18 protein-coding genes and 1 riboswitch are annotated in these 23,057 nt (G+C 71.3%); of the genes, 8 read left to right on the forward strand and 10 right to left on the reverse strand.

Features of this window, described 5'->3' with window-relative positions:
- Window positions 1-96: 96 nt before the first annotated feature.
- Window positions 97-2,991: a bifunctional acetate--CoA ligase family protein/GNAT family N-acetyltransferase gene (locus ACZ7OY_RS10955; RefSeq protein WP_471911094.1), complete on the reverse strand. Its 2,895-nt coding sequence runs from the start codon at window positions 2,989-2,991 to the stop codon at window positions 97-99.
- A 174-nt stretch (window positions 2,992-3,165) separates the two neighbouring features.
- On the opposite strand from ACZ7OY_RS10955, the gene ACZ7OY_RS10960 reads away from it, so the two are divergent.
- Window positions 3,166-3,447 carry an HPr family phosphocarrier protein gene (locus ACZ7OY_RS10960; RefSeq protein ID WP_454397434.1) on the forward strand — a complete coding sequence of 94 codons (282 nt, stop codon included), beginning with the start codon at window positions 3,166-3,168 and terminating at the stop codon, window positions 3,445-3,447.
- 226 nt (window positions 3,448-3,673) lie between these two features.
- On the opposite strand, the gene ACZ7OY_RS10965 is transcribed toward ACZ7OY_RS10960, so the two are convergent.
- The 4 genes from ACZ7OY_RS10965 to ACZ7OY_RS10980 form a co-directional block, all read right to left on the reverse strand.
- Window positions 3,674-4,369: a GntR family transcriptional regulator gene (locus tag ACZ7OY_RS10965; RefSeq protein ID WP_351607372.1), complete on the reverse strand. Its 696-nt coding sequence runs from the start codon at window positions 4,367-4,369 to the stop codon at window positions 3,674-3,676.
- A 213-nt stretch (window positions 4,370-4,582) separates the two neighbouring features.
- On the reverse strand, window positions 4,583-5,335 hold the full coding sequence (locus ACZ7OY_RS10970) for a M23 family metallopeptidase (RefSeq protein ID WP_471911095.1): 753 nt from the start codon (window positions 5,333-5,335) through the stop codon (window positions 4,583-4,585).
- A gap of 13 nt (window positions 5,336-5,348) precedes the next feature.
- Window positions 5,349-5,513: riboswitch (cyclic di-AMP (ydaO/yuaA leader) on the reverse strand.
- A 201-nt stretch (window positions 5,514-5,714) separates the two neighbouring features.
- Window positions 5,715-7,103, reverse strand: a complete 1,389-nt coding sequence (locus ACZ7OY_RS10975) for a M16 family metallopeptidase (protein ID WP_471911096.1) — start codon at window positions 7,101-7,103, stop codon at window positions 5,715-5,717.
- Complete coding sequence (locus ACZ7OY_RS10980; protein ID WP_471911097.1) at window positions 7,100-8,503, reverse strand: M16 family metallopeptidase; 1,404 nt, start codon at window positions 8,501-8,503, stop codon at window positions 7,100-7,102. The genes ACZ7OY_RS10975 and ACZ7OY_RS10980 overlap by 4 nt, the downstream gene beginning before the upstream one ends.
- 269 nt (window positions 8,504-8,772) lie before the next feature.
- Here ACZ7OY_RS10980 and ACZ7OY_RS10985 point away from each other — a divergent pair, with 269 nt between their 5' ends.
- On the forward strand, window positions 8,773-11,229 hold the full coding sequence (locus tag ACZ7OY_RS10985; protein WP_471911098.1) for a DNA gyrase/topoisomerase IV subunit A: 2,457 nt from the start codon (window positions 8,773-8,775) through the stop codon (window positions 11,227-11,229).
- 59 nt (window positions 11,230-11,288) lie between these two features.
- Here ACZ7OY_RS10985 and ACZ7OY_RS10990 read toward each other — a convergent pair whose 3' ends face one another.
- A complete protein-coding gene (locus ACZ7OY_RS10990) occupies window positions 11,289-12,359 on the reverse strand; it encodes a CobW family GTP-binding protein (protein ID WP_471911099.1) in 1,071 nt (356 codons plus the stop codon).
- Window positions 12,360-12,702: 343 nt separating this feature from the next.
- On the opposite strand from ACZ7OY_RS10990, the gene ACZ7OY_RS10995 reads away from it, so the two are divergent.
- On the forward strand, window positions 12,703-13,230 hold the full coding sequence (locus ACZ7OY_RS10995) for a DUF6082 family protein (protein ID WP_471911100.1): 528 nt from the start codon (window positions 12,703-12,705) through the stop codon (window positions 13,228-13,230).
- Between the two features lie 103 nt (window positions 13,231-13,333).
- Window positions 13,334-13,570, forward strand: coding sequence for a hypothetical protein (locus ACZ7OY_RS11000; RefSeq protein ID WP_351146311.1), 237 nt, complete (start codon window positions 13,334-13,336; stop codon window positions 13,568-13,570).
- Window positions 13,571-13,748: 178 nt separating this feature from the next.
- Here the strand turns inward: ACZ7OY_RS11000 and ACZ7OY_RS11005 are convergent, their stop codons facing one another.
- The gene (locus ACZ7OY_RS11005) at window positions 13,749-14,915 is read right to left on the reverse strand and encodes a citrate synthase (RefSeq protein WP_471911101.1); all 1,167 of its coding nucleotides are present in this window, start codon (window positions 14,913-14,915) and stop codon (window positions 13,749-13,751) included.
- A gap of 98 nt (window positions 14,916-15,013) precedes the next feature.
- Here ACZ7OY_RS11005 and ACZ7OY_RS11010 point away from each other — a divergent pair, with 98 nt between their 5' ends.
- The 3 genes from ACZ7OY_RS11010 to ACZ7OY_RS11020 all read left to right on the forward strand — a co-directional run bounded on the left by ACZ7OY_RS11010 (window position 15,014) and on the right by ACZ7OY_RS11020 (window position 19,185).
- On the forward strand, window positions 15,014-16,270 hold the full coding sequence (locus tag ACZ7OY_RS11010; protein WP_471911102.1) for a citrate synthase: 1,257 nt from the start codon (window positions 15,014-15,016) through the stop codon (window positions 16,268-16,270).
- Window positions 16,271-16,402: 132 nt separating this feature from the next.
- A complete protein-coding gene (locus ACZ7OY_RS11015) occupies window positions 16,403-17,344 on the forward strand; it encodes a sucrase ferredoxin (RefSeq protein WP_471911103.1) in 942 nt (313 codons plus the stop codon).
- 164 nt (window positions 17,345-17,508) lie between these two features.
- Window positions 17,509-19,185 carry an ATP-binding protein gene (locus ACZ7OY_RS11020; RefSeq protein ID WP_471911104.1) on the forward strand — a complete coding sequence of 559 codons (1,677 nt, stop codon included), beginning with the start codon at window positions 17,509-17,511 and terminating at the stop codon, window positions 19,183-19,185.
- A gap of 128 nt (window positions 19,186-19,313) precedes the next feature.
- On the opposite strand, the gene ACZ7OY_RS11025 is transcribed toward ACZ7OY_RS11020, so the two are convergent.
- From ACZ7OY_RS11025 to ACZ7OY_RS11035, 3 genes are all read right to left on the reverse strand, one after another.
- Complete coding sequence (locus ACZ7OY_RS11025; RefSeq protein ID WP_384730354.1) at window positions 19,314-20,375, reverse strand: ABC transporter substrate-binding protein; 1,062 nt, start codon at window positions 20,373-20,375, stop codon at window positions 19,314-19,316.
- A 110-nt stretch (window positions 20,376-20,485) separates the two neighbouring features.
- Complete coding sequence (locus tag ACZ7OY_RS11030) at window positions 20,486-21,361, reverse strand: ABC transporter permease (protein ID WP_471911105.1); 876 nt, start codon at window positions 21,359-21,361, stop codon at window positions 20,486-20,488.
- Complete coding sequence (locus ACZ7OY_RS11035) at window positions 21,351-22,166, reverse strand: ABC transporter ATP-binding protein (RefSeq protein ID WP_351607411.1); 816 nt, start codon at window positions 22,164-22,166, stop codon at window positions 21,351-21,353. Before ACZ7OY_RS11035 ends, ACZ7OY_RS11030 begins: the two co-directional genes overlap by 11 nt.
- A 160-nt stretch (window positions 22,167-22,326) precedes the next feature.
- Here ACZ7OY_RS11035 and ACZ7OY_RS11040 point away from each other — a divergent pair, with 160 nt between their 5' ends.
- Window positions 22,327-23,019, forward strand: coding sequence for a response regulator (locus ACZ7OY_RS11040; RefSeq protein WP_351607414.1), 693 nt, complete (start codon window positions 22,327-22,329; stop codon window positions 23,017-23,019).
- Window positions 23,020-23,057 lie beyond the last annotated feature (38 nt).

Genomic DNA, 23,057 nt, shown 5'->3' on the forward strand with positions numbered 1-23,057 from the left:
CCTACGGGGGCGCACTGACTGCGAGGCACCGCTCGGCGTACCCGACGGTTCCGTGCGGGGGAACCGTCGGGTACGGACAGCCGCCCGGTGCGCCGCTCAGTACGAGGGGAGCGTGCGCGGGCCGAGGTCGTCGCGGACGGGGGGTGGTGCCAGGCGCACGGTGGCGCCGAGGACGCTCAGTCCCCGGGGGGCGACGACGACCGGCTCCAGGGTGACCGCGACGACCTCGGGGTGGTCGTCCACCAGCCGGGAGACCCGCAGCAGCAGCTCCTCCAGCGCAGGCGTGTCGACCGGGGTCGAACCCCGCCAGCCGAACAGCAGCGGCGCCGTACGGATCGACCGGACCAGCGAGGTCGCGTCGCGGTCGGTGACCGGAACCAGCCGGTGCGCCATGTCGTCGAGCAGCTGGGACGCGGCTCCGGCGAGCCCGAACGACAGCACGGCCCCGGCCTTCGGGTCGATGACCGCGCGCACGACCGTGTCGACGCCGCGCGGTGCCATCGCCTGCACCACCGGCCGCAGTTCGTCCGGCTTCCCGAACAGCTCGGTCAGCTCGGCGTACGCCCGCCGCAGTTGCTCCTCGTCCGCCAGGTCGAGGCGTACTCCGCCCAGGTCGGCGCGGTGGCGCAGATGCGGTGCGGTGGCCTTGAGGGCCACGGGATAACCGAGGGCGCGGGCGGCCTCGGCGCCGGCCTCGGGGGTGGGTGCGGGCACCGCCTCGCGCACGGCGATCCCGTACCGCGCGAGCAGCTCGCAGGTCTCCCGGGTGCCGAGGGTGAGCCCCTGGCCGCGGTCGAGCAGTCCCCCGATCAGTCGGGCGGCGCCCTTCTCGTCGATGTCCTCGTACTCCGGCACCTTGCCCGGGTCGGCGGCCTCGCGCCGCCACTGCCCGTACCTGACGGCCTCGGCGAGGGCGCGGACCGCGCGTTCGGCGGCGGGATAGGCGGGGATGAGGCGGGAGTCCGGGCCGGGGATGCCGGGCTCGCCGGGCGTTCCGGGCGCGCCGAAGGGCTCCGAGGGGGCGTCCGCGACCGGGGAGGTCCCGGACGCCGGGGCCGGTTGCTCAGGTTGCGTGGTGGGCGGCGGTGGTGCGGAGCGGGTGGACGCCTGGGCCTGCGGCGCGGTGCTCGCCGCCGCCGACAGTGCCTCGGCGAGTCCGCCCAGCTCCACGTGCACGACCAGCACCGGCTTCGAGGGGACGGCGGCCGCGGCCGACCGCAGCGCCTGTGCCAGCGTGGCGTCCCCGACCGACTCCTCGCCGACCGCCGGTATGGCGGTCACCACGACCGCGTCGCACGTCTCGTCCGTCAGCGCCCGTGACAGCGCCCCCCGGAAGTCGTCCGCGGTGGCCCCCGTCGTCAGGTCGACCGGCGGCTGCGGCCGCAGCCCCTCGGCGAGGCAGGCGTCGTACGTCAGCACGCCCAGCGACTCGGAGTTGCCGAGGATCGCCACCCGCGGCCCGGCCGGAAGCGGCTGGCGGGCGAGCAGCAGCCCCGCGTCGACCAGCTCGGTGATGGTGTCGACGCGGATGACCCCGGCCTGCCGCAGCAGCGCGGACACGGTCGCGTGCGGCAGCCGGGTCGCCCGTACGGCGTGTCCCTGCGGTACGCGGCCCGCGCCCTGCACGACGACGAGCGGCTTCGCCGCGGCCGTCCGCCGGGCCAGGCGCGTGAACTTGCGCGGGTTGCCGATGGACTCCAGGTACATCAGGGCGACATCGGTGTCCGGGTCGTCGTACCAGTACTGGACGACGTCGTTGCCGGAGAGGTCCGCCCGGTTGCCGGACGACACGAAGGTGGACACGCCCGTGACCCCGGTGACGCCGCCGCCGCGCCGGTGCAGCCGGGACAGCAGGGCGATGCCGATGGCGCCGGACTGCGCGAACAGACCGATCCGCCCGGGACGGGGCATCTGCGGGGCCAGCGAGGCGTTCAGCCGTACGTCCGGGGAGGTGTTGATGATCCCGAAGGCGTTCGGGCCGATGATGCGCATCCCGTACCCGCGCGCGTGGCGTACGAGTTCGCGCTGGCGCTCGCGCCCCTCGGGGCCGCTCTCCGCGTATCCGGAGGAGACCACGACGAGACCCTGGACGCCGTGCTCGCCGCACTCGGTGACGACCTCGGGCACGCGCTCGGTCGGCACCGCGACGACCGCGACGTCGACGGTCCCGTCGATGTCGCGCACCGAGCGGTGGGCCGCTACGCCGTCGAGCTCGCCCTGCCCCTCGGGCAGCGCCCGGTTGACGGCGTACAGGCGTCCGGTGAACCCGGCCTCCCGGAGGTTGCCGAGGATGCTGCGCCCGACGCCGCCCGGGGCGCGGCCGACACCGACGACGGCGACGGAGCCCGGGGCGAGCAGCCGGCGTACCGATCGGGCCTCGGCGCGCTGCTCCCGCGCGCGCTGCACGGCGAGCGAGCGTGCCGTAGGTTCGAGGTCGAACTCCAGGCGTACGACACCGTCCTCGAAGCTGCGCTTCTGGGTGTAGCCGGCGTCCGTGAACACCTTGATCATCTTGGTGTTCGCGGGCAGCACCTCGGCGGCGAAGCGACGGATGCCCCGCTCGCGCGCGACGGCCGCGATGTGCTCCAGGAGCGCGGAGGCGACCCCCCTGCCCTGGTGCGCGTCCTGGACCAGGAAGGCGACCTCGGCCTCGTCGGCGGGCGCGGAGGCGGGGACACCGCCGGCACCGATGCGGTCGTAGCGCACGGTGGCGATGAACTCGCCCCCGATCACGGCCGCGAGCCCCACCCGGTCCACGAAGTCGTGGTGCGTGAAGCGGCGGACGTCCTTGGCGGACAGGCGCGGGTACGGCGCGAAGAAGCGGTAGTACTTCGACTCGTCCGAGACCTGCTCGTAGAAGCTGACCAGGCGGTCGGCGTCGTCGACGGTGATGGGCCGCACATGAGCGGTGCCGCCGTCGCGCAGCACCACGTCCGCTTCCCAGTGGGCGGGGTACTCGTGCCGGTCCTGCGGGTCCGCCGAGGTCTGCATGGGCCCCAGAGTACGGCTCGCGTACGACAACAGCGCGAGGCAGTCTGTGGGGGACGGAAGTCGGGTCGAGGCCGCGGCCGGCACCACCGGGACGGGAACCGGGTCGCTCCCGGCACCCGTCCCGGCATGTCACACTGGTCTAGACAACCCTGAGACACTGAAGGGCAGCATCACATGGCTGAGCGCCGCGTCAACGTCGGCTGGGCCGAGGGCCTCCACGCCCGTCCCGCCTCCATCTTCGTCCGGGCCACCACGGCCACTGGCGTCCCGGTCACGATCGCCAAGGCCGACGGCAACCCCGTCAACGCGGCCTCCATGCTGGCCGTCCTCGGCCTCGGCGCCGAGGGTGGCGAGGAGATCGTCCTCGCCTCCGACGCCGAGGGTGCGGACGCCGCCCTCGACCGTCTGGCCAAGCTGGTCACCGAGGGACTCGAAGAGCTTCCCGAGACCGTCTGAACCTCGCCCGCGACACATCGCGGAGCATTCGGCGCAGCACACCGCACGGTGAGCGGCGGAGCCGCGTCGGCCTTTCCGGTCGACGCGGCTCCGCTGTTTTCACACGACGTTTTGACATTCTGCGGGCATACGAAGAGCGTGCGACGGGAAATTCCCGGAACACGAGATCGAGGGCAGCGAAAATACGTCTCCACCGAATATCCCTTCTTTGTATACGGCGCTTCTGTTAATTCCGCAGACCCGTCACGTTTACGGGATGTTGCGAAGTCCTCACACGGTCGGCGCGCTCCCCCGCGCCGGAGAACCGCAGCCGGTGCGCAGCGCTCGCGCGCTCGGCGTGCAGCGCCGTGGCCGCCCGCGCACGCTCGCCGTCACCGCGCGCCACCGCGTCCACGATCGCGCCGTGCTCGGCCCAGGACTCCACGGGGTCGGCGGGCGCCTCCGTCGCGTACATCCAGGCGATCTTGTGCCGGAGCTGGGTGAGCGTGGCGGTCAGCGCCTGGCTGCCGGAGGCCTGGGCGAGCGTCTCGTGGAACCATCCGCCCAGGGAGCGCAGATCCTCGCTGTTGCCCCGCCTGGCCCGTTCCTGACCGAGCCGGACCAGGCCGCGCAGCACCTTGAGATGGGCCTCGGTGCGCCGCTGGGCGGCCCGGGAGGCGCCCAGCGGCTCCAGGAGCATGCGCATCTCCAGCAGATCGGAGGCTTCCTGCTCGGTGGGTTCCGCCACGCACGCGCCCGCGTGCCGGCGGGTCACCACGAAGCCCTCCGCCTCCAGCGTGCGCAGGGCCTCGCGGACGGGTACGCGCGAGACGCCGTAGCGCCGGGCGAGGAGTTCCTCGGTGAGCCGGCTGCCACGCTCGTAGACACCGGCGACGATGTCGTCCCGGATCGCCGTGCACACCGAGTGCGCCGGAATACGCATGACCGACCTCCGCCTTAATCCCCGTGAAACGTCGCCGATTGACATGTGTTCAGCGACTCTATTGCAATCGGACGTAATTTCCGACGGGCGGCCGGAATCCAGGGATATTTTTTGGACAGAACGGGGCCGGAAACGCCGAAAGCCCCGGCTCGATGAGCCGGGGCTTCGGTAGGTCGCGCGGTCCGTCGCCGGACGGCCGCCCGCGGGCGGGTGTCAGACGTTCACCTCGTGGCTGCGGAGGTAGGCGACCGGGTCGATGTCCGAGCCGTACTCGGCGGTCGTACGGGCCTCGAAGTGCAGGTGCGGTCCGGTGACGTTGCCGGTCGCGCCGGAGAGGCCGATCTGCTGGCCGGTGACGACCCGCTGGCCCACCGAGACACCGATGGACGACAGGTGGCCGTACTGGGTGTACGTGCCGTCGTCCATCTTGATGACGATCTGGTTGCCGTAGGCCCCGCCCCAGCCGGCGTCCACCACGGTGCCGTAGCCGACCGCGTGGACCGTGGTGCCGGTGGAGGCATGGAAGTCGATGCCGGTGTGGCTGCCGGAGGACCACAGCGAGCTGCTGGCGAGGTAGCCGGTGGAGACGTAGGAGCCGGTGATCGGCGACACGAACGTGTTGAGACGCTTGCGCTCGGCCTCGCGGGCGGCGCGCTCCTCGGCCTTTCGGGCGGCCGCGGCCCGCGCTGCGGCCTTCGCGTGGGCGATCTCCTCGGCCAGCTGCTCGGCGGCTGCCTGCTGCTGGGCGGCAGCCTGTGCGTCGACCTGCTCGGCGGCCTGGTCGCCGAGGGTGACGACCGGGGTGAGGCCCGTCTGCTCGACGGAGTTCTCGGCGGCGAGCGCGGGGGCCGCGAGGCTGCCGACGACGCCGGTGGTGGCGAGAGCTGCGATACCGGCCGCGTGCGCACTGGTGCGCTTCATCCGGCTGGGACGACGGTGCTTGCCGGAAACGCCCGTGAACGCCATGTAAGGGGCTGGTCCTTTCCTTCCCTCTCGCCTACCGGGTTAGCTGACGGGTTCGGAGCAGGAAGGTCTCCTACGGACCCCCTCGCGATGCGCGCGGGCGTCCGATTCACCCCAGGGACTGCAATGGGTCCCCGGCTCCCCTGGCTCGCGCCGTACGGGGACTCGGCGATGACTGTCCGCTGCCGCGGTTGCGGCGCACTGCCCGACGAACAGTCCAAGTGACCGTACGGGCGCGGTCTTTGGATCATCAAACGGATCGCGGTATTTGTAGCGCACGCCACAGAGCAGACAGGGCGCCTCTCCCATAATTCGGACATCCTGGAACGGGCAGGGGCCCCGGCGACCGACATGTCACCGGGGCCCCTGCCGCGCGCGTGCCCTACTCGGCGGGCACGACGGTGACCTCACCGATGCCGAGCGCCTCGACGGGCTCCTTGATCTGTGCCGCGTCGCCCACGAGGATCGTCACCAGACGGTCCACCGGGAAGGCGCTCACGGCCGCGGCGGTGGCCTCCACCGTGCCGGTCGCGGCGAGCTGCTGGTAGAGCGTCGCCTGGTAGTCGTCGGGCAGGTACTGCTCGACCTGGTCGGCCAGCGTGGCCGCCACGGCCGCCGCGGTCTCGTACTTCAGCGGCGCCACCCCGACGAGGTTCTGCACGGCGACGTCGCGCTCCGCGTCGGTCAGCCCCTCCCCGGCGAGCGTGCGCAGCACGGTCCACAGGTCCGCCAGGGCGGGACCGGTGTTCGGGGTGTCCACGGAGCCGCTGATGGCGAGCATCGCGGCGCCCGTGCCGTCCGGCGCCGACCGGAGCACCTGGCCGAACGCGCGCACGCCGTAGGTGTAGCCCTTCTCCTCCCGCAGGACGCGGTCCAGCCGGGAGGTGAGGGTGCCGCCGAGGCAGTACGTGCCGAGCACCTGCGCGGGCCAGACACGGTCGTGCCGGTCGGCGCCGGTGCGGCCGATCAGCAGCTGCGTCTGGACCGCGCCGGGGCGGTCGACGATGACGACGCGGCCGGTGTCGTCGGCGCTCACCGGCGGCACCGGGCGGGGCTCGGCCGAGGAGCCCTTCCAGGCCCCCAGGGTGTCGCCGAGCAGCTCGTCCAGGTCGATGCCCGCGAGGTCGCCGACGATCACGGCGGTGGCGGTGGCGGGGCGGACATGCCGGTCGTAGAAGGCGCGCACACCGGCGGAGTCGATCTTCGTGACCGTCTCCTCGGTGCCCTGACGGGGGCGCGACATGCGCGAGGCCTCGGGGAACAGCTCCTTGGAGAGCTCCTTGGCCGCGCGGCGCGCGGGGTTGGCCAGCTCGTGCGGGATCTCGTCGAGCCGGTTGCGCACCAGCCGCTCGACCTCGCTGTCCGCGAAGGCCGGCGCACGCAGGGCGTCGGCGAGCAGGCCGAGCGCCTTCGCCAGGCGCGAGACCGGCACTTCGAGGCTGAGCCGTACGCCGGGGTGGTCGGCGTGCGCGTCCAGGGTGGCGCCGCAGCGCTCCAGTTCGGCGGCGAACTCCTCGGCGGAGAGCTTGTCGGTGCCCTCCGAGAAGGCCCGCGCCATGATCGTGGCGACGCCGTCGAGACCGGCCGGCTCGGCGTCCAGCGGCGCGCCGAGGAGCACCTCGACGGCGACGACCTGCTGGCCGGGACGGTGGCAGCGCAGCAGCGTCAGGCCGTTGTCCAGGGTGCCGCGCTCCGGCGCCGGGAACGCCCAGGGCCTGGCCTCGCCCGGCCGGGGCTGGGGGTGGAACTCCATCGTGGCGAGCTCGGTCACTGGGCCGCCTCCTCGGTCTCGTCGGTGGCTTCCACGGTCGCCGCGGACTCCGGGTCTTCGGTGCGCTCCGCGGCGTCGGCCTCGTCCAGCGCCTCGGGGGTGGTCGGCTCGTACACGAGCACCGCGCGGTTGTCGGGGCGCAGGCGGGCCTTGGCGGCCTCCTGGACCTCCTCGGCGGTCACCTCCAGCACGCGCCCGACGGCGGTGAGGGCGAGCTGCGGGTCGCCGAACAGGACGGCGTAGCGGCACAGTTCGTCGGCGCGGCCCGCGACCGTGCCGAGCCGGTCCAGCCACTCGCGCTCCAACTGGGCCTGGGCGCGCTCCATCTCCTCGTCCGTGGGGCCCTCCTCGGCGAACCGGGCGAGCTCCTCGTCGATGGCCGCCTCGATGACCGGCACCTCGACGTCACCGGAGGTCTTCACGTCCAGCCAGCCCATGGAGGGCGCCCCCGCCAGCCGCAGCAGGCCGAAGCCGGCCGCCACCGCCGTACGGTCGCGCCGTACCAGCCGGTTGTACAGGCGGGAGGACTCGCCGCCGCCCAGGACGGTCAGCGCCAGGTCGGCGGCGTCGCACGCGCGCGTGCCGTCGTGCGGCAGCCGGTAGGCGGCCATCAGGGCGCGGGCCGGCACCTCCTCCCGGACGACCTCGCGCAGCTGACCGCCGATGACCTCGGGCAGCGAGCCGTCGCGCGGGGCGGGCTTGCCGTCGTGGGCGGCGATGGAGCCGAAGTACTTCTCGACCCAGGCGAGCGTCTGCGCCGGGTCGATGTCGCCGACCACGGACAGCACGGCGTTGTTGGGCGCGTAGTACGTCCGGAAGAACGCCCGCGCGTCCTCCAGGGTGGCCGCGTCCAGGTCGGTCATCGAGCCGATGGGCGTGTGGTGGTAGGGGTGGCCCTCCGGGTAGGCGAGGGCGGTCAGCTTCTCGAACGCGGTGCCGTAGGGCACGTTGTCGTAGCGCTGGCGGCGCTCGTTCTTGACGACGTCGCGCTGGTTCTCCATGGACTCGTCGTCGAGGGCGGCGAGCAGGGAGCCCATGCGGTCGGCCTCCAGCCAGAGGGCGAGCTCCAGCTGGTGGGTGGGCATGGTCTCGAAGTAGTTGGTGCGCTCGAAGCTGGTGGTGCCGTTCAGCGAGCCGCCCGCGCCCTGCACCAGCTCGAAGTGACCGTTGCCCTTGACCTGTCCGGACCCCTGGAACATCAGGTGCTCGAAAAGGTGAGCCAGGCCCGTACGGCCCTTGACTTCGTGGCGGGAGCCGACGTCGTACCAGAGGCACACCGCCGCGACCGGGGTCAGATGGTCCTCGGAGAGCACCACGCGAAGGCCGTTGGCCAAGCGGTGCTCGGTCGCTGTCAGGCCCCCGGAGCCTGCCTCGGCTGTGGCCGTGTGACCCATGGGCATGTACGTCCCTTCGATCGCGGACGCGGTCGTCCGACCGCGCGTTCAGTGCCTGTCCTGCCACTGTATGCAAGCGGGCGGACCATGGGCGAAGTTCCCGCGGGACGTACGCCGAGAGCGAGATCGCGTAGCCTGCGGGCAGTCGTGGAGGCAGGCGCCGCTCCACACCGGGCCGGGCGGCCGACGCCGGGTCCCCGCCCGCACTGTCAGTAGCGCGGTCCACAATGGTCCGCGTCAGAACCCGTTCACGCGTCAGCAAGGAGCCGGCAGCGATGGCCCGCCGCAGCACGAAGACCCCGCCGCCCGACGACTCGTACGAGGAGCGGATCCTCGACATCGACGTCGTCGACGAGATGCAGGGCTCCTTCCTCGAGTACGCGTACTCGGTCATCTACTCCCGCGCGCTGCCGGACGCCCGCGACGGCCTCAAGCCGGTGCACCGCCGCATCGTGTACCAGATGAACGAGATGGGCCTGCGTCCCGAGCGCGGTTACGTGAAGTGCGCCCGTGTCGTCGGCGAGGTGATGGGCAAGCTCCACCCGCACGGCGACGCGTCGATCTACGACGCCCTGGTGCGCATGGCCCAGCCGTTCTCCATGCGCGTGCCGCTCGTCGACGGCCACGGCAACTTCGGTTCGCTGGGCAACGACGACCCTCCGGCCGCCATGCGGTACACCGAGTGCAAGGCCGCCGCCGCCGCGGCCCTGATGACGGAGTCGATCGACGAGGACACCGTCGACTTCGCCCCCAACTACGACGGCCAGGAGCAGGAGCCGGCCACGCTGCCGGCTGCCTTCCCGAACCTCCTGGTGAACGGCTCGTCGGGCATCGCGGTCGGCATGGCCACGAACATGCCGCCGCACAACCTCGGCGAGGTCATCGCGGCCGCCCGCCATCTCATCCGCCATCCGGCCGCGGACCTGGACGCCCTGATGCGGTTCGTCCCCGGCCCCGACCTGCCCACCGGCGGCCGGATCGTCGGCCTCGGCGGCATCAGGGACGCGTACGAGAACGGCCGCGGCACCTTCAAGATCCGCGCCACGGTCGCGGTGGAGACCGTCACCGCCCGCCGCAAGGGCCTGATCGTCACCGAGCTGCCCTTCACGGTCGGCCCGGAGAAGGTGATCGCCAAGATCAAGGACCTGGTCGGCGCGAAGAAGATCCAGGGCATCGCCGACGTCAAGGACCTCACCGACCGTGAGCACGGACTGCGCCTGGTCATCGAGATCAAGAACGGCTTCGTGCCGGAGGCGGTCCTGGAGCAGCTCTACAAGCTGACGCCGATGGAGGAGTCCTTCGGCATCAACAACGTCGCACTGGTCGACGGCCAGCCGCTCACGCTGGGCCTGAAGGAGCTCCTCGAGGTCTACCTCGACCACCGTTTCGAGGTCGTCCGGCGCCGCTCGGAGTTCCGTCGCACCAAGCGACGCGACCGGCTGCACCTGGTGGAGGGCCTGCTGACGGCGCTCGTCGACATCGACGAGGTCATCCGGCTGATCCGCTCCAGCGACAACTCCGCACAGGCGAAGGAGCGCCTGATGGAGCGCTTCGCGCTGTCGGAGATCCAGACGCAGTACATCCTGGACACGCCGCTGCGCCGCCTGACCCGCTTCGACCGGATCGAGCTGGAGTCGGAGCAGGAGCGCCTCAACACGGAGATCGCGGAGCTGACCCGGATCCTGGAGTCGGACGCGGAGCTGCGCAAGCTGGTCTCGGCCGAACTGGCCGCGGTGGCGAAGAAGTTCGGCACCGAGCGCCGTACGGTGCTGCTGGAGTCCGCGGGCGCCCCGGCCGCCGCCGTGCCGCTCCAGGTCGCGGACGACCCGTGCCGGGTGCTGCTGTCGTCGACCGGTCTGCTGGCCCGCACGGCGAACGCGGAGCCCTTCCCGGAGGACCCCGACGCCCACCGCACCAAGCACGACGTGATCATCTCGGCGGTGCCCGCCACCGCGCGCGGTGAGATCGGTGCCGTCACCTCGGCGGGCCGTCTGCTGCGGATCAACGTCGTCGACCTGCCGCAGCTCCCGGACACCGCGTCCGCGCCGAACCTGTCGGGTGGCGCCGCGCTCACGGAGTTCGTCTCCCTCGACGACGACGAGACGCTGATCTGTCTGACCACGCTGGACGAGTCGTCCCCCGGCCTGGCCATCGGCACCGAACAGGGCGTGGTCAAGCGGGTGGTCCCGGACTATCCCACCAACAAGGACGAGTTGGAGGTCATCGCCCTCAAGGAGGGTGACCGGATCGTCGGCGCGGTGGAACTGCGCACCGGCGACGAGGACCTGGTCTTCATCACGGACGACGCGCAGCTGCTGCGCTACCAGGCGTCGCAGGTGCGCCCGCAGGGCCGTCCGGCGGGCGGCATGGCGGGCATCAAGCTCACCGAGGGCGCGAAGGTGATCTCGTTCACCGTGATCGACCCGGCCGTGGACGCGGTCGTCTTCACCGTCGCCGGCTCGCGCGGCACCCTGGACGACTCAGTCCAGACGACCGCCAAGCTGACCCCGTTCGACCAGTACCCGCGCAAGGGCCGCGCCACCGGCGGTGTCCGCTGCCAGCGGTTCCTGAAGGGCGAGGACTGCCTGTCCCTGGCCTGGGCGGGTCCCGTCCCGGCGCGGGCGGCGCAGAAGAACGGCACCCCGGCCGAGCTCCCGGAGATCGACCCGCGCCGCGACGGCTCGGGCGTGTCGCTGCCGAAGACGGTGGGCGTGGTGGCGGGTCCGTTCTAGGGCGGGAACTGTTCCAGGGCTCGGTCCCGTCGTAGTCGAGTTCCAGGGCGGGAACCGCCCTAGGACTCGGCCTCGTCGTAGTCGCCGTCGCCCTGTACGTACCTCAGGACGCCCCACATGCCGTGCTCGTCGGCGTGTGGGGCGTCGCTCGTACACGCCTCCAGCTCCTTGCTCAGGGCGGGCGCGTCGATGCCGGAGCCGATGAGCACGAGCTGTGTGAGCCGCTCCTCGCCCGGCCCCCAGGCCTGCGGGTAGAACCGCAGGAACCGCCCGACGGCGTGCACGGCGTACCGGTTCCCGGTGTCGTACGGCCCGAAGTCGACGTACCCCTTGATCCGGTAGAGCCCCCCGGGCCTGCTGTCGAGGAAGGCCATGAGCCTGCGCGGGTCGAGGGGCAGCTCGCAGGCGAAGGAGAGACTGTCGTACGCGGTGTGCAGATGCCCCTCGTGCTCACCCTCGGTGTCATGGTCGTGCAGATCGTCGAAGGACAGCTGCCCGAGGCGCTCCTCACCGGGCCGGCAGTCGAACAGGTACTCGGGATCGATACGGCCGTAGGTGGCCGGTACGACGGCGGCGGCCCGGTCCGTGAGCGACCGGACCAGGCCGAGCACCCGCTCGCCGTCCGCCGCCCGGTCGAGTTTGTTGACCACGACGAGATCGGCGAGAGCGAGGTGCCGGTCGATCTCGGGGTGCTGCGCGCGCGTGCCGTCGAACTCGGCGGCGTCCACGACCTCGACGAGTCCGCCGTAGACGATCCCGGGATGCTCGCTGGCGAGCAGCATCCGTACGAGTTCCTGGGGCTCGGCGAGCCCGCTGGCCTCGATGACGACGACGTCGATGCCGGCGGCAGGCTGCGCCAGCCGGTCGAGGAAGACGTCCAGCTCACTGCTGTCGACGGCGCAGCACAGACATCCGTTGCCGAGGGAGACGGTGGAGTCGCCGAGCGCCCCCGCCACGGCCATGGCGTCGATCTCGATGGCGCCGAAGTCGTTGACGATCGCCCCGATCCGGCTGCCGCCGCTGCGGTGGAGCAGATGGTTGAGCAGAGTCGTCTTGCCCGAGCCGAGGAATCCGGCGAGTACGATCACCGGAATCTGCGGCGGCCCCGGGACCTGGCTCGGCTGACTCAACGTACGACCTCTTTCACACCGCCGCGCACACCGGCTCACGACCGGCGCACCTACGTGGAACGTATTGCCGCCCCAGGATACGAGCCGGAAGAATCCCCGCGGAGTGAACGATTGTTAGCAGCATCGGCGGGGCAGACGTTGGGCATGGCGTCGAAGTGTGCGACCCTCGCTTCCTTCCGTGCGCCTCCTCTCCGCCTCCCCGCCGGTCAGAGCCGCTCGGCACCCTGGAGGCGGCACGCGCCGCCCATCGCTCGCCGGTCCCCACCCGTCGACCCACACTCCGACGACCGGCGGACGGTCGCTTGAATCGGGGATCTACATGGCCATACGGAAGCACTCTGCGGTGAGGCTGGGCTCGATCACAGCCGGTCTGACGCTCGCCACCGCCGCCTTGACGCTGGCCGCGCGCCAACGGCGGCTCGAGGAGGCGCGCCTGCACGTGAAGAGACTCGAGCTCGAGGAATTGAACTCCCGGCGGGCGGCCCTGGCCCATCAACAGCGCATGCACTGGGAGTTGCTGTCCATGGCCATCAGCGATCCCTCCCTGGCCTCGGTGATCGACACTTACGACAAGAGCATTCCCGCGGAGAAGCGACGCCAGTTCTTCTACGCCAACGCCTGGTACGTCAACCTCTTCCATCTCTACCGATCGGGAATGCTTGACCAGGAGGAACTGTTCGGACGTCTGCGCGAGATCTTTCAGAGCCCGTTGCTGCGGGAGTACTGGGAGGCCTCGAAGGGGCAGCGCGCGACCCTGAAGGAGTCGTCCGACGAAGCCTGGATCGGTCGCATGGTCGATGGTCTTATCAAGGATCTGGACGAAGCCGACACAGAGGAGTGGTGGGTGGTGGGCAACCCCCCGACGGACTGACCCGTCGGGCGTGTTTTGCCTTTGTGGACGCATACGCCTCATGAGGCTTAGTACCGTGGCTGCCCACCACTCTGCCCAAAACTTCTGTAAGGAAAGTTATCCCTTGAAGATCGTGCGTCGCATCGGTGTGCCTCCGAGTGCCCGTGGCAGTACGTCAGGAGCCAACTGCCCCGACGTGTTCGAGCTCAGTGACGGCAACTTTGCCGTCATCGGCACCGAGGCCACCGAGGCGCTGGACGGCGAACTCCCCACCGACGCCTCCCGCGCAGACTACGAACGCATCGTCATCGTGAGCCGGGAGACCCTGATCCGCGCCAAGGCGGACATTCCCGACGCCTGACGTTCTTTCACGAGTACGCGCACGCGTCCGCGTCGACGCGTCCCGTCAACCCACCCGGCTGCACACAACCGTTGAGCGCGCCGGGACCGATTCCGGCGAGCCGCCCGGCACCCCGTCACCGCTCGTTCAGTCACCGATGAGGCCTGGCGCCAGAACGGCACCAGGCCACACGCGCACCTCAGGCCGCGTCCGGTACCTTCACCGGCGCTCCCGGCCCCACATACCGCGCCACCGGACGGATGATCTTCGAATCCTCCGCCTGCTCCAGGATGTTCGCGCTCCAGCCCACCGCGCGCCCCGCCGCGAAGGTAGGCGTGAACATCGACCGCGGCAGACCGCAGAGCTCCATGACCACACCCGCGTAGAACTCGACGTTGGTGTGCAGTTCGCGCCCGGGTTTGAGTTCGGCGAGGATCGCCTCCACCCGGCGCTCGACCTCGACGGCGAAATCCACCCGCGGGCCGCCGAACCCCAGCGCGATCTCCCGCAGCATCCGGGAGCGGGGGTCCTCCGTGCGATAGACGGCGTGACCGAAGCCCATGATGCGCTCACCCGCGAGCACCCGCTCACGGATCCAGGGGTCGATCCGGTCGGGCGTGCCGATCGCGTCCAGGGTGTCCAGGGCACGGCTGGGAGCACCGCCGTGCAGCGGCCCCGACAGCGCACCCACGGCACCGACGAGACAGGCCGCCACGTCCGCCCCGGTCGACGCGATGACGCGCGCGGTGAAGGTTGACGCATTGAAGCCGTGATCAATGGTTGAGATCAGGTACTGCTCGACCGCGCGCGCCTTGCGCGGATCGGGCTCGACCCCGGTCAGCATGTAGAGGTAGTTCGCCGCGTACGGCAGATCCGTACGGGGTTCCACCGGGGCGAGCCCCGACCGCAGCCGGTGCAGCGCGGTGAGCAGTGTCGGTACGGCCGCGACGGCCACGACCGTGTCCTCCCGGCGCTGGGCGGCGTCGATGTCGTACACGGGGCGGAACCCCTGGGCCGCGCCGAGCAGGGACAACGCCGTTCGCATACCGGCGAGCGGGCCGGAGTCGCCACCGGCCGCGGCGATGGCCGGCAGCGCCGCGCGCACACCGTCGGGCAGCCGGCGCAGTGCCGCGGTCCCGGCGGCGAAGGCGGCGCTCCGTTCGGCGTCCGGCAGTTCGCCGTGGACCAGGAGGTGCCAGACGTCCTCGAAGCCGCGGGTTTGCGCGAGTTCGACGGCCGAGTACTGGCGGTAGTGGTAGAAGCCCTCGACCCCCCGGACGTCACCGATCTCGGTGTCGGTGACGACGACGCCCGCGAGTCCCCGCGGCACGTCGACACGAGCGGCTGCGGCCCTGTTGACGGACATGATTGCCTCCCTGGAATTGATTGAACTGTCCATGGTTGACTATTTGTCTGTCAATATTGATTGAATCAATATACCCAGGGGCCGCTACCGTGACCTTCATGCGCGATCAAGAGCCCGACGCAGGTCACCCGGGGCGGCGGCTGAGCACCAAGGAGGCCGCCGAGCTGCTCGGCGTGAAGCCCGAGACCGTGTACGCGTACGTGAGCCGAGGCCAGCTCGGCAGCCGACGCCAACCGGGCGGCCGCGGCAGCACCTTCGACGCCAAGGAGGTCGAGGCGCTCGCCCGGCGCAACCGGCGGGAGAGCGGCGGAACGTCCGGCAGCGGCTCCGAGCTGTCCGTACGCACCCGCATCACACTCATCGACAAGGACCGGTACTACTTCCGCGGCGTCGACGCCACCGAGCTGGCCGCACGGCACTCCTACGAGGAGATCGCCGAGTGGCTGTGGACGGGGCGGCTGCGCCCCGGCGTCACGTTCACCGCCCCCGAGGCGTCCACCGCCGTCGCCCGCCACGCGGTCGCCGCGCTGCCCGAACACACCGGGCCCACCGACCGGTTGCGGGTCGCCGCGATCGCCGCCGCGACCGCCGACCCGCTGCGCTTCGACCTGTCCGAGGACGCCGTGCTCGGCACCGCACGCATCCTCGTGCCCACCCTCGTCGCGGCGCTGCCGCCGATGCTCCCCACCCACCGCGACACGGGCCCGCTGGCCCACCGGCTCTGGTCGCGGCTGACCGGCCGGGACGCCGACGAGGCGTCACTGCGGGTCCTGGACACGGCACTCGGCCTGCTCGTCGACCACGACCTGGCCGCCTCCACCCTCGCGGTGCGCGTCGCGGCATCGGCCCGAGCCCATCCCTACGCGGCCGTCTCCGCCGGCCTCGGCGTCCTCGAAGGCCCCCTGCACGGCGCCGCCAGCGGACTGGCCCACCGTCTGCTGCTGGAGGTGCTCGACCAGGGGGACGCGGCGCCCGTGATCGCGGAGGAGCTGCGGGCCGGCCGCCGCGTCCCCGGCCTCGGTCACCGGCTCTACCCCGGCGAGGATCCACGCGCGCGTACCCTGTTCACCCTTCTGGAGGACATCCCCCGGGCCGCGCCCGCCCTCGCCGCCGCCCGCGACATCGTGGCCACCACCGCCCGTCACACCCCGCTGCACGCCAACGTCGACCTCGCCCTGGCCGTGCTGACCGCGTGCTGCGGGATGTCGGCCTCGGCGGGCGAGACGATCTTCGCCGTCGCCCGTACGGCAGGCTGGATCGCCCACGCCCTGGAGGAGTACGGGGAGCGACCGCTGCGTATGCGGCCGAGCGGCCACTACGTGGGGCCGCGGCCGCCGCAGCCCCTCCCGGAGTAGCGACGACGACCGGTCCGGCCATCGCCATGGCCGGACCGGGACCTGATCACCGGGCCGGACACCGGCTTGGGCGAGGTCGCCCCGGGCTCGGCCGGAAGCCACCACACGTCAAGTCAGGTTAGGCTCACCTCTGTGAGTACGTGTGCGACCGTCTCGGGGGACCTTGACGAGCCCGTTTCCGGAACCGCGGCCATGGCACGGACGTGGCTCCTGCTGGAACAGCCGGGTCCATGGGGTGTCAAGGCGCTCACTTCGAGCCACCTGGATCCGGCACTGGGCCGCGCCCTGGAGGCGGCGGCCGACGGCACGGGCGTACGCATCGCGCTCATCCGCCGCCCCGGCCCGCACGCCGACTTCGGCACGCGGCGCGTCCGGAAGGTCTACGCGGCCCACACCACGCCCGGGAACGCGTGGCTGCACAGCGCCACGACGGCCGCCCCGGAACGCCTGCTCGACCTGGACTTCGCCGCGCTCGGCCAGGGTGACCACCGGACCTTCGCGGCCGCGCTGGGCGGCCGGCCCCACACCGGGGACCCCCTCGCGCTCGTCTGCACCAACGGCAAACGCGACCGCTGCTGCGCCCTGCTCGGGCGCCCGCTCGCGGCGGAGCTCGCCGCCCGCGAAGTGGAGGGCGTCTGGGAGGTCACCCATCTGGGTGGTCATCGCTTTTCGCCGACGGTGCTCGTCCTGCCGCACGGATACGCGTACGGACGGGCCGACGCCCGGACCGTCGTGGAGGTCCTCCAGGGCGTCCAGGAGGGGCGGATCGTCACCCGGGGGTGCCGCGGGAGCTCCGCCTGGGAGCGGCCCGGCCAGGCGGCCGAGCTGGCCGTACGCGCCTCGGTGGGCGAGGACGCGGCGGGCGTGCTGAGCGTCGTACGGACGGACGGTGCCGCGCCACGCTGGGAAGTGACCGTCGCCCATGCCGACGGCCGTCACTGGCGGGTCGTCGTGGCCCAGGGCGCCTGTCTGCCGCCCCGCCCCGAGAGCTGCGGGGCCTCGCTCCTGGGTACACCGGCCCGGATGGACGTGGTGGCGGTGCGCGAGCTGACGACGGCAGCGCTGGCAAGCTGACCTCCCCCGAATGAGCGACGGCCACGCCGGCGGGCTGACCTCCCCCGAATGAGCGATGGCAGCGCTGGCAGCGCTGACCCCCCCCCCGGATGAACGACGGCCGCGCTGACGGAACGGCCGACCTCCCCTCCCGCACGACCCGCGCCCCGCGTACGGTCTGGGCCATGCGCCCCACTTCACCCGTACGCCGCCTGCGCCTGGGACTGCCCCGGCGGATGTTCTCGCAGGTCCTGCTGATGCAGGTGGCGATCGCCGCGGGGGTCGCGGTCCTGGCGACCGGTCTGTTCCTGGCGCCGCTCAGCCACCAGCTCGACGACGAGGCGATGCGGCGCGCGCTCGCGATCGCGCAGAGCACCGCCGCCCAGCCGCAGATCGCCGAGGACCTGGAGAGCACACCGGCCACGGTCGACGGGCCCGTGCAGCGGGAAGCGGAGCGGATCAGGAAGGCCAGCCGGGCCGAGTACGTCGTGGTGATGAACATGGACGGCACGCGGTGGTCGCACCGGGACCCCGCGCAGGTGGGCCACCCGGTCTCGACCGACCCCAGCCGGGCCCTGGACGGTCACGAGGTGATGGAGATCGACAGCGGCACCCTGGGACGCTCGGCGCGCGGCAAGGTGCCCCTGCGCGACAGTCATGGCGAGATCATCGGGGCGGTGTCGGTCGGCATCGAGTACAACAGCGTCCGGGCCCGGCTGCTCCACGCGATCCCGGGTCTGCTGGCCTACGCGGGCGGTGCCCTCGCCGTCGGCGCGCTGGCCGCCTGGCTGATCTCCCGGCGCGTCCAGCGGCAGACCCGCGACCTGGCCTTCTCGGACATCTCCGCGCTGCTGGCGGAACGCGAGGCGATGCTGCACGGCATACGGGAGGGTGTCGTCGCCCTGGACCGAGCCGGCCGCATACGCCTCCTCAACGACGAGGCGCAACGTCTGCTGGACCTCGGCGAGGAGGCCGTCGGCGAGTCTCCCGACCAGGCGCTCGGCGAGGGACGTACGGCGGACGTGCTGGCCGGCCGGGTGACCGGCACCGATCTGCTCACCGTCCGCGGTCAGCGTGTCCTCGTCGCCAACCGCATGCCGACCGACGACGGGGGCGCCGTTGCCACCCTGCGCGACCGCACCGAGCTGGAACAACTCGGCCGGGAGCTGGACTCCACACGCGGCCTCATCGACGCGCTGCGCGCCCAGGACCACGAACACGCCAACCGGATGCACACCCTGCTCGGCCTGCTGGAGCTGGAGATGTTCGACGACGCGGTGGAGTTCATCGGAGAGGTGGTCGGCGACCACCGTGTGACGGCGGAACAGGTCACCGAGAAGATCCAGGACCCGCTGCTGGCGGCCCTGCTGGTCGGCAAGGCGACCGTGGCGGCCGAGCGCGCTGTCGCTCTGTGGGTCTCGGACCGCACCTGGCTGCCCGACCGGCTCGTCGATCCCAGGGGACTGGTCACGGTCGTGGGCAACCTGGTGGACAACGCGCTCGACGCGGTCGCGGGCACACCGCACGCACGCGTGGAGGTCGAACTGCGCGCCGAGGGCCGTACCGCCGTGCTGCGGGTGAGCGACACCGGCCCCGGGATCCCGGCGGAGCGACGGGAGCTGGTCTTCGCCGAGGGCTGGTCCACGAAGGAGCCTCCCGCGCACGGTCAGCGCGGCATCGGACTCCCCCTGGTGCGCAGACTCGCCGAACGGCAGGGCGGCACGGCGACGGTGGGCGACGCGGACGGCGGGGGTGCGCAGTTCACGGTGGTCCTGCCGGAGGCGCTGGCCGAGGCGGAGCTGGACCCCGCCCGCCCCGTGTCCGCGCGGGCCACGGCGTGGGGGAAGACGGGGTCGCCGTGAGCGGGGCGACCGTCCGGGAGCACGGCGGCGCGGACCGCCCGGAACACCGTCAGGTGGGGGCGGCCCGCGCCTGAGGCACCACGGACCGTGGGGGCGGGGCTGTTACCGCGCCGCCCCCTGGGAGTGAATCAGCCGGTCGCCTTCTTGACGAACTCCGTGGTGTAGGTCTTGTCCAGGTCGACGTCGGCGTTCTGGATGGTGGGGTTGAACGCCTTGAGCACCTTCTCGACGGTCTCGGGCCCGCCCTCGGGCATCACACCGTCGTCGGTGAACATCGGCAGGGTGCTCTTGATGGCTTCCGCGTAGAGCGTCTTGTTGCCCTGGGAGTAGTCGGCGGGCATCTTGTCGGCGATCTCGGTCGCGCTGTGGGTGGACATCCACTTGAGCGTCTTGACGAATGCATTGGCCAACTTCTGGACGGTGGCCTTGTGCCCGTTCACCCAGTCCGTCTGCATGTACAGACTGGACGACGGGTACGGGCCGCCCAGCGCCTCCTGCGAGCCCTCGGGCGTGCGCATGTCGAGCAGGACCCGGCCCGCCTTCTTGTCCAGGATCGTGGCGACGGTCGGATCCGTCGTCATACCGCCGTCTATGGCGCCCTGCTGGAGAGCCGAGATGAAGGTGGGCCCCGCGCCCACCGCGACCGGCGTGAACTCGCTGATCTTCACCCCGTTCTTGACCGCGAGGTACTTGGTGAGGAAGTCGGTCGAGGATCCGAGGCCGGTGACGCCGAGCTTCTTGCCCTTGAAGTCCTTGGGCGAGGTGATGTCGCCGGCGGCCTTGGTGGAGACGACCTCCACCTCTCCGGGCGCATGCGAGAACTGCACGACCGACTCCACGGCCTTGCCCTTCACCTGGAGGTCGAGCGTGTGGTCGTAGAAGCCGACCGCCCCCTGGACCTGCCCGGAGACCAGGGCCGTCTCGGCCTGGACGCCCGCGGGCTCGCTCAGCAGCTCCACGTCGAGGCCCTCGGCGTCGAAGTAGCCGAGTCGCTGCGTGAGCATCGCCGGCATGTAGATGACCTTGTCCAGGCCACCGACCATGATCTTGACCTTCTCGCCCTTTCCGCCGCCCTTGGCGCCGGAGCCGGAGGACGCGGTACCGGCCGCGTCGTTGGCACAGGCGGTGAGGGAGGAGAGGGCGAGCAGTCCGGCGGCTGCCAGGGTGGCGTATCTGGCGCTCTTGCGCATGGCGGTTCACGTCCTTGTGAGATGGCGGTGCGAGACAGACGGGAAGGAGCAGTACGGGAAGGAGGAGCACGGGAAGGAGCAGTACGGCAGGGGGAAGTCCCCGGGGTGGCTCAGTCGCCGGAGCCCGACGGCTTCCACCGGAAGATGCGGCGTTCGGCGAAGGTCAGCAGCCCCTCGGCGACGAGCGCGACGACGGCGAGGATGACCATCGCGGCGTACACACCGGCCGCGTTGAAGGTCCCCTGGGACTGCGCGACGAGCAGGCCGATGCCCTTGGTCGCACCGATGTACTCGCCGACGATGGCGCCGATGAGGGCGAAGCCGAAGCTGACGTGGAGGCTGGTGAAGATCCATGAGGTGGCGGACGGGATGACCACCTGAAGGGTCACCCGGCGATCGCTGGCGCCGAGGATCCTGGCGTTGGCCACCAGGTTGCGGTCGACCTCGCGGGCACCCTGGAAGGCGTTGAAGAACACCGGGAAGAACACCAGGACGACCGCGGACGCGACCTTGGACGCGGGACCGAGCCCGAACCAGATCACGAAGATCGGAGCAAGGACGATCCTGGGTATGGAGTTGAGCACCTTGATGTATGGACCAAGGACATCGGCGAGGAAGGTGATCCTGCCCAGGGCGATACCGCACACGACACCACCGGCCACGCCGATGACCCAGCCGAGCAGCGCCTCGTGGAGCGTGTACCAGATCTGCTCGCCCAGGGAGCCGAGCGCGGTCCCGTGGGTCACCCAGGTGTAGATCTGGTCCCAGATCTTCGAGGGCATCGAGAAGTTGAACGGATCGATCGCCTTGGTCCGGGACAGGACCTCCCACAGGCCGAGGACAGCGATCAGCAGCAGCGCGCGGAACGCCGCGACGACGATCCGGCGTCTGCGCGCGGCGCGGGCCCGCGAGTGCGCGCGGCCCTGCTGGTCCGTCTCTTTTCCGGCCGGGGCGACGACAACCCCGGGCATGACCTCAGGCGACATTCGCGGCGCCCCTCTCGCGCGTGATGCGGACCTCTTCGCCGAGCGACTCCCAGATCTCGCGGTAGATCTCGATGAACCGCGGCTCCAGTCGCACCGCCTCGACCTTGCGCGGCCGCGGCAGGTCGATGTCGAAGATCTGCTTGACGGTGGCGGGCCCGGCCGTCATGACGACGACCTTGTCGGCCAGGGCGATGGACTCCTCCAGGTCGTGGGTGACGAAGACGACGGAGGCGCCCGTGCCCTCCCACAGCTCCAGCAGTTCGTCCGACATCAGGGCCCTGGTCTGCACGTCGAGCGCAGAGAACGGCTCGTCCATCAGCAGGATCTCGGGATCGTTGACGAAGGTCGCGGCGAGAGCGACCCGCTTGCGCTGACCGCCGGAGAGCTGGTGCGGGTAGCGGTCCTCGAAGGCGGCGAGGCCCACCCGGGCCAGCCATTCACGGGCCTTCTCCCGGGCCTCCGCCTTGGGCACGCCGCGAAAGAGCGGGCCGGCCATCACGTTGGACAGGACCGTACGCCAGGGGAAGGTGGCGTCCTGCTGGAAGACGAAACCGACCTTGCCGCCCACGCCGCGCACCGGTTCCCCCGAGACCAGCACCTCGCCCTCGGTGGGCTCCTCCAGGCCGCTGACCAGGGTCAACGTGGTGGACTTGCCGCAGCCCGTGGGGCCGACGACCGCCACGAACTCGCCGCGCCCGACCGTCAGGTCGAGTTCTCTGACGGCGGTGTGCAGACCCCCCGACGGGGTCTTGAAGATCTTGCTCGCGCCCCGTAGCTCGATGGCGGGGCTGGTGTCTGGGCTCATGGCCGAGGACCGTAGATCCGGCCGGTGTCCCAGCAGCAGTCTTCTGTGCGCTGGCCGATGTTTTGCTCGCAGGAGCCTGTTGTGCTCTTTTTGATCGCGCTACAAAAGCGGAGCCGAAACATGGGCTTAACGCCCGCTGGCCTTGGAAAAGAGAGGGCCAATGATTGACGTCATGGTCGTGGACGACGACTTCCGTGTCGCCGAGATCAACGCCAGGTACGTGGAGAAGGTTCCAGGGTTCCGGGTCGCCGCCCGCGCGCACAGCGCGGCCCAGGCGCTGGCCACCGTCGAGCAGGGCTGTATCGACCTGGTACTGCTCGACCACTACCTCCCCGACCGGACGGGCCTGCAACTGGTCCACCGCATGAGGGAGCAGGGGCACGGCACCGACGTCATCATGATCACGGCGGCCGGCGATGTGGCGACCGTGCAGGCCGCAATGCGCCTGGGCGCCCTGCACTACCTGGTGAAACCGTTCACCTTCGCTGCACTGCGCACCCGTCTCGACTCCTACGCGGCCCTGCGCCGCACCGTCGACCGGGTCGGCGGCCGCGGCATCGCGGGGCAGGAGCAGGTCGACCGGATCTTCGGCGCGCTGCGTACCGCGCCGGGGCCGACGGCGCCGGGCCTGCCGAGCGGGCACTCGGAGCCGACCACCGACCTGATCTGCACCGTGCTGCACCGCGCGGACCATCCCCTGTCCGCCCACGAGGTCGCCGCCGAGACGGGCCTGAGCCGCTCCACCGCCCAGCGCTACCTGCGCCATCTGGAACAGGCCGGACGCCTGCGCCTCTCCCTCAGATACGGCGACACCGGCCGCCCGGAGCACCGATACGCCTGGGTGGCACCGTAGCCGTATGTCGGCAGCGGAGCGGCGCGGCCGGGCGGCCT

This window comes from Streptomyces sp. NPDC107559 (genome assembly GCF_055657365.1).